The following is a 3926-nucleotide window of genomic DNA, read 5'->3' as shown; positions in this document are numbered from 1 at the left end:
AGAGGTGTATAAGAGCCAGGGCCGGGTCGCGGGCCGCGCCCGGCACGGTCAGCGGCCCGACCGACCGGGTCGGGTTGGACGCCCTGGTGGACTACCGCTGGGAGGTGGCGCTCGGGGACCAGCCGCTGACCGAGGAGGAGTTGGCCCGGCTGGCCGAGGTGAAGACGCCGCTGGTGCGGTTGCGCGGCCAGTGGGTCGAGCTGGATCCGAAGCGGCTCGCCGCCGGTCTGCGCCTGTTGCGGTCCACCGGCGAACTGACCGTCGCCGACCTGCTGCGGCTGGGGCTCGCCGACGGTACGCAACCGGACGCCCTGCCGGTGCTGGAGGTGACCGCCGACGGGGCGTTGGGTGACCTGCTCGCCGGGTCGGTGGAGCGTCGGCTCACGCCACTGGACCCGCCGCCGTCGTTCCACGGCACGCTGCGGCCGTACCAGCGGCGGGGGCTGGCCTGGCTGGCGTTCCTCCAGTCGCTCGGGCTGGGCGGGGTGCTCGCCGACGACATGGGGCTGGGCAAGACGGTGCAGTTGCTGGCGCTGCTGGCCGGTGATCCGGCCGGGGCCGGGCCGACGCTGCTGGTCTGTCCGATGTCGCTGGTCGGCAACTGGCAGCGGGAGGCCGCCCGGTTCGCCCCGGAGCTGCGCGTCCACGTGCACCACGGCGCGCAGCGGGCCCGGGGCGACGACGTCGGTGCCGCCGCGCAGGAGGCCGACCTGGTGCTCACCACGTACTCGGTGGCGGCGCGGGACGCGGTGGACCTGGCCGGGGTGGACTGGCACCGGGTGGTGCTGGACGAGGCGCAGGCGATCAAGAACGCCGCCACCCGGCAGGCCGAGGCGGTGCGGTTGCTGCCCGCCCGGCACCGGCTGGCGGTCACCGGTACGCCGGTGGAGAACCGGCTGGCCGACCTCTGGTCCATCATGCAGTTCGCCAATCCGGGGCTGCTCGGCCCGGCCGCGACCTTCCGGAAGCGGTTCGCCGAGCCGATCGAGCGGCACGGCGACGCCGACACCGCCGAGCGGCTGCGCCGGATCACCGGCCCGTTCGTGCTGCGCCGACTCAAGACCGACGCCTCGATCATCTCGGACCTGCCGGAGAAGCTGGAGATGGAGGTCGTCTGCAACCTCACCGCCGAGCAGGCGGCGCTCTATCGGGTGGTGGTCGACGACATGCTGGCCCGGATCGAGTCCTCCGAGGGCATCGAGCGGCGGGGGCTGGTGCTGGCCACGATGACCCGGCTCAAGCAGGTCTGCAACCATCCGGCGCAGTTGCTGCGCGACGGTTCCCCGTTGGACGGACGCTCCGGCAAGCTGGCCCGGTTGACGGAGATCCTCGACGAGGTCCTGGCGGCGGGGGAGAAGGCGCTGCTGTTCACCCAGTACGCCGAGTTCGGCGGGATGCTGCGCGGCCACCTGGCGGCCCGGTTCGGCCGGGAGGTGCTGTTCCTGCACGGCGGGGTCGGCAAGGCCGACCGGGACGAGATGGTGGCCCGCTTCCAGTCCGACGACGGGCCCGCGCTGTTCGTGCTCTCCCTCAAGGCCGGTGGGACGGGACTGACGCTGACCGCCGCCAACCACGTGGTGCACGTCGACCGGTGGTGGAATCCGGCGGTGGAGGACCAGGCCACCGACCGGGCGTTCCGGATCGGGCAGCGCCGCCGGGTCCAGGTCCGTAAGTTCGTCTGCGCCGGCACGGTGGAGGAGAAGGTCGCCGCGCTGATCGCCGAGAAGCGCGGCCTGGCCGCGTCGGTCGTCGGCACCGGCGAGCAGTGGATCACCGAGCTCTCCACCACCCAGTTGCGGGAGCTGTTCGCGCTGGAGGCCGGGGCGGTGGCCGAGTGACCGAGGGCCGGTTCGCCGAGTACGGTCCGCCGCGCCGGGTCGACGGCGGGCTGCGTGCCCGCAGCACCCGGGGTGCCATCGGGGTGTCCTGGTGGTCGCGGCGGTTCGTGGAGGTGCTGGAGTCGTTCGCGCTCGGCACCCGGCTGACCCGGGGCCGGGCGTACGCGCGCGCCGGCCAGGTGGTACGCCTCGACGTCCACCCCGGACGCGTGGACGCGGTGGTGCAGGGTTCACGACCCCGGCCGTACCAGGTCCGGGTCGCGTTGCCACCGTTCCCGGCCGACCTCTGGACACGGATCGAGACGGAGCTGGCCGCCCAGGCGTTCTTCAGCGCCCGGCTGCTCGCCGGTGACCTGCCGGCCGAGTTGGAGGAACTGCTCGCCACGCTCGGCGCACCGCTGTTCCCCGCTACGGTGACCGACCTTGAGCAGCACTGCTCCTGCCCGGACGCGGCGGTGCCCTGCAAACACCTCGCGGCCACGTTCTATCTGCTGGCCGAGGCGTTCGACGCGGATCCGTTCGCCCTGCTGCACTGGCGGGGCCGCAGCCGGTCCGACCTGCTCGCCCGACTACGCGAGCTGCGCGGCAACCCGAACGGGCGGGAGCTGCGCAGTCCACCGAGCGGGCGCGAGGTGCACGGCACCCCGAACGTCCACGTCGGTGATCCGCCCGTGGCGACCGGCGCCGCCCCACGAGCAGGCGACCCGACAGCACCCGGTCCGTCGTCGACGGACGGTGCTGCCGACCGGTCGTCCGGCGGCGACGTGGCTCTTCCGGCGGCCGGTGCGGCACGTGTCCTCACCGACCTGCCGGCCCCGCCGCTCGCCGAGACGGTCGACCGGTTCTGGTTGCCGCCGGTGCCGCTGCCGGACCGCCCACCGAGCCTGGCGAGCCGCCCCGACCTGCTGTTGCGGCAGCTCGGCGCGCCCGCACCGGCGATCGGCGGACCGGGTCTGGCCGAGCGTCTGCGCCAGGCGTACCGGCAGCTCGGCGAGTGAGCGGACCGGTGGTCAGACCCAGCGGTGCCGGTACCGCCACATCAGGGCGGTGTTGACGACCAGCAGGACGGCGTACACCGCCCCGGCCAGCCGGCCGGCGAGTACGGTCGTGGCCGGCAGGGCCGCCCACAACACGATGGTCATCAACAGCAGCATCCGGCCGCGTCGCATCCGGGATCGGTTGTCGAGCCGGGCGAAGAACGCCGGATCGCTCTCCCGGAGATTGCGGGTGATCTGCTCGAAACGGCGCTGGTCCTCTTTGCTGAGCATGTGCCTTCCCCTCACGCGTTCAGCAACGGCGCGGCGGATTACCCCTGCGGCGACGGCTCACGCTCTCCTGCTGGTCCTACTTTGGCCGGTCGCCGGTCCGCACCGACCGGGAGTGCGGTCGGACAGCGCCGCCAGCGCGGCCGGACAGCGCCAGCAGCAGGGCCGGACGGCGGCGGGAGCGCGACCGGACGCCTGAGCACTGCCTTACGCACGCCTTAAATCTGCCTGTGGGGTCGAACCGGTCCGCCGTCGACCGGGCGGGTGGGATTGTCACCTACGGTAGGCGGCTCGTGTCGTCCGTGCTGCTCGCGTGGTGTGTACCCGGGCGACCGGTGCGGTAGGCGACCTCCGCTCGCGTTGAGCGTTGCCTTAAGTCGCCCCGGGCGGGCGGGACGGCCCGTCTTGTCGGGTCAGATGCCGCTGACTACCTTGCCGGGGCAACCCCCTCCGGCAGCAGTCGTCGCACCTCACCACCCCCGCTCGGCCGTGAGCGCGACGCTGGGTAGAAACGGGAACGGTGTATGGCCGACCAGCATGTGCCACCCCGCCGCGACGAGCGCGGACAGGACCCCCGTCCGTACCCCCGATCCCGGCAGCCCCACCCGCACCCTCGACCACACCCACACCAGGCCACCCCGTACCCCCGACCTCAGCCGCACCCGGTCGAGCCCTACCCGCACGACGGCCGCCCGCAGTGGATCGGGCCGGACGGGCACGGGGTACCGCCGATGCCGGTGGGCGGACCGCCCGATCTGGACGGTGACGACGACGGCGGTCGCCGCGTCGGTCGCCGTCGGGCGCTCGCGGCGCTGGGCGGTAC

3 protein-coding genes are annotated in these 3926 nt (G+C 73.5%); 2 read left to right on the top strand and 1 reads right to left on the bottom strand.

Going from position 1 to position 3926, the window contains the following annotated elements; genetic code table 11:
• Both EYA84_RS28225 and EYA84_RS28220 read left to right on the top strand, forming a co-directional pair.
• Positions 1-1838 (top strand): DEAD/DEAH box helicase (locus EYA84_RS28225; protein WP_131056953.1); only part of this gene is annotated, 1838 nt, incomplete at its 5' end.
• Positions 1835-2836: an SWIM zinc finger family protein gene (locus EYA84_RS28220; protein ID WP_131056951.1), complete on the top strand. Its 1002-nt coding sequence runs from the start codon at positions 1835-1837 to the stop codon at positions 2834-2836. The genes EYA84_RS28225 and EYA84_RS28220, both read left to right, overlap by 4 nt.
• Positions 2837-2848: 12 nt before the next feature.
• Here EYA84_RS28220 and EYA84_RS28215 read toward each other — a convergent pair whose 3' ends face one another.
• Positions 2849-3106 (bottom strand): DUF3040 domain-containing protein, encoded by a 258-nt coding sequence (locus EYA84_RS28215; RefSeq protein ID WP_131056949.1) that lies wholly within the window; start codon positions 3104-3106, stop codon positions 2849-2851.
• Between the last annotated feature and the right edge of the window lie 820 nt (positions 3107-3926).

The organism is Verrucosispora sp. SN26_14.1 (assembly GCF_004307965.1).
GTDB lineage: Bacteria > Actinomycetota > Actinomycetes > Mycobacteriales > Micromonosporaceae > Micromonospora.
Note: the sequence above shows the minus strand (reverse complement) of the source record. Positions and strands in the feature narration are given on the sequence as shown.